The following is a 5,133-nucleotide window of genomic DNA, read 5'->3' as shown; positions in this document are numbered from 1 at the left end:
GTGCGGGGGTGCGCCGAGGACGGCCGCCAGCTGGTGGGGGGAGGCCGGGCCGAGCACCACACGCGCGCGCGTGTGCTGCCGTACGGCGTCGCCGAGGGCGTCGAGCGCGTCGAACTGTTCCGTCACGACCACGGTGACCTGGGCGGCGCGGCCGTGCCGGAGGGGCGTCTGGAGGTGGGTCTGGGGGTCCTTCTGGCCGTCGGTGGCCGCCAGGTGGGTGAAGGCGGTCGGGCGGTCCAGGAGGAGCCACAGGGGGCGCTTGGTGTCCTCGGGCGGGGGGTGGCCCTCCTGCCGGGCACGGTTCGCGGCGATCAGCCGCCGTTCCGTCTCCTGCGCCGCCCACTCCAGGGCGGTGAGCGCCCCGGCGAGCCCGACCTCGACGCCGAGGACGCCGTCGCGGCCGGTCAGGCACGCGTACTCGCCGGTGCCGCCGCCGTCGACGATGAGGACGTCGCCGTACCGCAGGGCCTGGAGGGCGATGGAGCGCAGCAGGGTGGAGGTGCCGGTGCCGGGCTGGCCGACGGCGAGCAGGTGGGGCTCGGTGGAGCGGATGCCGGTGCGCCAGACGACCGGCGGGACGTCGCGCTGCTCCTCGCCGTGGGTGAGGGGGAGCGTGCGCTGGGTGTGGGAGGGGTCGGTGAAGCCGAGGACCGTCTCGCCGGGCGCGGTGACGAAGCGCTGGGCGGCGAGGTCGGTGGGGAGCGGGTCGAGGACGTCGACGCCGAGTTCGTTGCCCTCCTCGTCCCAGGCGAAGAGGTACTCGCGGCCCCGGCCGGCCTTGGCGGACAGGAGCTGCTCCACGCGCGCGCGTGCCTCCGGTTCGCCGTCCGGGAAGTACGCCGGGTAGCGGATGCGCAGGCGCGCGACGCGGCCGGAGTCGTCGAAGTCGTACGCCGGGAACGCCTTCTCCCAGTCGCCGCCGTGGGCGTACAGGGGGGAGGGGTCCTCGGCGGTGGAGAAGTACGGGACGAGGGCCTCGTACAGGGAGCCCAGGCGGGCCGTCTGGGCCTCGTCGGGGCCTTCCGGGGCCGGTGGGGTGCGGTCCCGGCCCTGCCAGGCCGCTGCCGCCATCAGCGCGACGACGGCGAGCAGCGGCCCGTACGGCACGAACGCCACGACCAGGACCACCGAGGCCACCAGGAACAGCAGCGGTCCGCGCTTGTCCTTGGGGGTCTCGGTCCATCTGCGCCGCCCGGCCGAGGCCAGCCGGCGCAGCCCGCGCGAGATGGTGATCAGCGGGTGGAGGACGTCGGTGGCGCTGTCGGCCGCCGTCCGGGCCAGCTCCCGGCTCCGGGCGATCTGCGCGCTGCCTGTGCTCAGAATGCGGGGGAGAGGGCGCCGGGCCACTGCTGTCTCCTGGAGGTGCGTACGGGACGGGTGGTCAGAACTTGATGCCGCCGAGCAGGCTCGCGAGGCTCTCGCCGCCGGCCTTGATGCTGGGGGCGATGGCCGTGGAGGCCATGTAGAAGCCGAAGAGCGCGGCCACCAGCGCGTGGGACGCCTTGAGCCCGTCCTTCTTGAAGAACAGGAAGACGATGATGCCGAGCAGGACCACGCCTGAGATGGACAGGATCATTTGAGTTCTCCTGGCTAGGGGGGACAGTCACCATGAGTACTTCCAGGCTCACAGGATGTATCTATACGATAAAAGGTGCAAAAGGGTGAATTGGTGAGGATTTCCACCGTTCGGGGTAACTCTGCTTGCGCCACCCGAAGGGGATGATTGCCTCGAACGGTCCTGTTCGTGATCTTTGCCACGGCGGGCGCCGCCCATGTGTGCGACGAGCCAGTACCCTGTCGATTCACCCGTACGGCACAGCGCCGGCATCCGAGAGGCGGTCCGAACCGATGGCTGAAGCCCCCGACCCCGAGGTCGTGGAGCTGGCGACCAAGATCTTCGATCTGGCCCGGCAGGGTCGGACCGAGGCGCTCGTGGCGTACGTGGACGCGGGCGTTCCGGCCAACCTCACCAACGACCGCGGCGACTCCCTCGTGATGCTCGCCGCCTACCACGGCCACGCCGACGCCGTCCGGGCCCTCCTGGAGCGCGGCGCGCCCGCGGGGGACGTCAACGACCGTGGCCAGACCCCCCTCGCGGGGGCCGCGTTCAAGGGTGAGACGGAGGTCGTACGGGTCCTCCTGGCGGCCGGCGCCGACCCCGCCGAGGGCACCCCCTCGGCCGTCGACACCGCCCGCATGTTCGGCCGGGCGGAGCTTCTGGAGCTGTTCGGCGTTGGGTGAACAGCGGCCCTGAGGGCGGCCGTTCACCAGGTGATAAACAGATTTTCAGCAGGTAAATCGACCACAACGGGGGAGGCGGTACAAGGCCGCCGGAAATTTCGGTCGCGGCAGGCAGAACGGCCGGGTCATCATGACGTCGTGATTCACGGACACGATGGCTGGGCAGGTGTTGCCGCACCGCGTGGGCCGTGACGCGGCCCGCATGGGCCCACCGACGAGAGGCAGAGGAAGATGGTCTACAGCAAGCAAGAGACGGCGGGCGCCCCGACGTGTTGTCACGCGGCCAGGTAGTGCACGATCCCCGGTTGCGTCGACGCTTGATGTGAGGCTGTTTCCCATGTTCGATCCGGTCATAGCGCCCAGCGGAACCCTGCTCGGCCTCCTCCAGAGGGGCCGCGGCGACGGCACGCTGCACGCGCTCACCGCACCGCGCGCCGAGGCGCTCGCGGCCCTGAACCACTGTGTGCTGCGCGATCCACGCCACGACTGGCAGGTGGAGAACCGCTCCCTGTACTACGCCCGTCTCTACCTCGACCTGAACGGCGAGCTGGACGACATCGAGGCGCATCTCTTCGACGCCGAGGACGCCTTCGACACCGAGGAGTCCCGTACGGGCCTGGCCCTCGCCGTCCTCGGCCACCTCGCCTCGTACGGCAGGCGCGACGCCCTGTGGCTGCTGCGCCGGTACGCCACCTCGGGCGCCAACTGGTCCTGGGCGCTCGACGAACTCGCCCTGCGCGACGACGACGCCGGCCTGCGTGCCCTCGCCATGCCGGTGCTCGCCCGGTTCGCCACCGACGCCGAGGGCGAGGCCGAACTCGCGGCGACCGTCCGCGACGCCTTCGAGCCCCGGCCCTGGCGGCTGTGGGCCGAGGATCCCCGCGAGTACGTCTCCGCGCGCGTGCGCGCCGCCCAGGAGACCGGCTGTTTCGACCGCTGGCAGCGCCAGATGAGCCCCAGCGGGCCACGCCCCGGCTGGAGCGTCGCCGCCGTCTTCGAGTGGGCCCAGCAGGGCGTCGAGCGCGGCGCCGCGCTCCATGTGCCCGCCGCTCGCTGTCTCGCGGCCGTCGCGGGCCCCGAGGACCGTCCCGAGATCCTCCGGGCCGCCCAGGACGGCACCGAGGGCGCCCGCTGCACCGCGCTGCGCTACCTCGCCGACAGCCACGACCCCGCCGTCCTCGACCTCGTCGAACAGGCCGTCGCCACCGGCACGACCCCTGTCGTCGAGGCCGCCGTCGACGCCTTCGAGCGGATGCGGTCCGTCGCCGCCGTCGACCGCGCGCGCGGGTGGGTCCACCGGCCCGACCCGCTCGGCGCCGCCGCCGGACGCGTCCTCGCCTGCCGGGGCGCCACCCGCGACAGCGACCTCGTCCTCGGCGCCCTGCGCGAGGCCGTACGCGGAGACGGGTGCGACGCGACGACCCTGTGGCCCCTGATCGACGGCGCCCGGCGGCTCGGCATCGTCTGCGCGGCCCCCGTCCTGCGGCACATCTACCGCGAGACCGCCTCCTCGCACCTGCGCGGCCACTGCGCACAGGCGCTCGCCGCCACCGACCCCTCCTTCGCCACCGGCTTCGCCGTCGAATGCCTCTGGGACTGCGAGGAGACCACCCGGGAGGTCGCCGCCCGGCACGCCGAGACCGGCGACGCGCGCGTGGTGGAGCGATTGCGCCGGCTCGCCGCCGACCCCGCCGAGGAGGCGGAGGTCCAGACGGCCGTACGGAGCCGGATCGGCCCGGACACGGCCGCCATGTGACCGCTTCTGATTTCGCGTGATCGTTCTTGACCGGAACAGGCTCCCCCGTGTGATCGAAACGGGCCCCCTTCCGCCCGCCGGGTGAACACCCGACGACCCTCGGGTCAGACGGACATGGACACCGTCTGACCTGCTCGGGTGTGCAGCTCAACGCTCACGCGGCGTTCGTCGTTCGGAAAGATCCACTTTGACGCGTTCACGTCCGGCGCGGAGACAACACCCGTATGCGTGTCGTCATCGTGACCGAATCCTTTCCCCCCGACGTGAACGGCGTGGCCCACTGCGCGCTCCAGACCGCCCGGCACCTCGTAGATCGCGGTCACGCCCCCGTCGTCGTCGCCCTCCCCAGCCGACGCCTCGCCGCGACGATCGTCGACCACCGGCCCGACGTCGTCCACCTGGCCAGCCCCTTCGTCCTCGGCGTGCGCGGCATGGCCGCCGCCGCCAAGTTCGGCGTCCCCGCGCTCGCCGTCTACCAGACCGACCTCGCCGGCTACGCCCGCACCTACATGGGCGCCGGAGAGGCCGCCGCCTGGCGCCGCATCCGCTCCGTCCACTCCGCCGCCGACCTCACCCTCGCGCCCTCCAGCGCCTCCCTGCACGACCTCTCCGCCCACGGCGTGCCCCGCGTGAAGCTCTGGCCCCGCGGCGTCGACACGGAACGGTTCCGTCCCGACCTCCGCGACGACGCGATCCGCCGCGAACTCGCGCCCGACGGCGAGACGATCATCGGGTACGTCGGCCGGCTCGCCCCCGAGAAGCACATCGAGCTCCTCTCCGGCGTCTGCGCGCTCCCCGGCGTCAAGGTCGTCGTCGTGGGCGACGGGCCCAGCCGGCCCGCGCTCGCCGAGCAACTCCCCGGCGCCGTCTTCCTCGGCCGCCGCACCGGCGACGACCTCGCCCGGATCTTCGCCTCCCTCGACGTCTTCGCCCACACCGGGCCCTTCGAGACGTTCTGCCAGACCGTCCAGGAAGCCATGGCCAGCGGCGTCCCCGTCGTCGCACCCGCCGTCGGCGGGCCGCTCGACCTCGTCGCCGACGGGCGTACCGGGCTGCTCTTCCCGGCGGGCGACCGCGACGCCCTGCGGGACGCCGTCGCCGCCCTCGCCGCCGATCCCGCGCGCAGGGCGGCGTAC

The 5,133-nt window shown here is 72.9% G+C and carries 5 protein-coding genes; 3 read left to right on the top strand and 2 right to left on the bottom strand.

What is annotated here, in order from left to right; genetic code table 11:
- Together AOK24_RS30710 and AOK24_RS30705 are read right to left on the bottom strand one after the other, a co-directional pair.
- Positions 1 to 1,347, bottom strand: a 1,347-nt coding sequence (locus AOK24_RS30710; protein WP_055723304.1) for a P-loop NTPase family protein, incomplete at its 3' end; no start/stop codon positions are given.
- Between the two features lie 34 nt (positions 1,348 to 1,381).
- The gene (locus AOK24_RS30705) at positions 1,382 to 1,576 is read right to left on the bottom strand and encodes a hypothetical protein (RefSeq protein ID WP_010357990.1); all 195 of its coding nucleotides are present in this window, start codon (positions 1,574 to 1,576) and stop codon (positions 1,382 to 1,384) included.
- A gap of 272 nt (positions 1,577 to 1,848) precedes the next feature.
- Between AOK24_RS30705 and AOK24_RS30700 the strand changes: the two genes are divergently transcribed.
- The 3 genes from AOK24_RS30700 to AOK24_RS30690 all read left to right on the top strand — a co-directional run.
- Entirely contained in the window at positions 1,849 to 2,241 is a 393-nt protein-coding gene (locus tag AOK24_RS30700) for an ankyrin repeat domain-containing protein (RefSeq protein ID WP_055723303.1), read from the top strand.
- A gap of 337 nt (positions 2,242 to 2,578) precedes the next feature.
- Positions 2,579 to 3,997, top strand: coding sequence for a hypothetical protein (locus AOK24_RS30695; protein ID WP_055723302.1), 1,419 nt, complete (start codon positions 2,579 to 2,581; stop codon positions 3,995 to 3,997).
- A gap of 224 nt (positions 3,998 to 4,221) precedes the next feature.
- Positions 4,222 to 5,133: glycosyltransferase (locus tag AOK24_RS30690; protein WP_055723301.1), on the top strand; the 912-nt coding region annotated here is incomplete at its 3' end.

The organism is Streptomyces niveiscabiei, assembly GCF_001419795.1.
Classification (GTDB): Bacteria; Actinomycetota; Actinomycetes; order Streptomycetales; family Streptomycetaceae; genus Streptomyces; species Streptomyces niveiscabiei.
The sequence above is the reverse complement of the archived record's forward strand: the minus strand, read 5'-3'. Positions and strand labels throughout refer to the sequence as shown.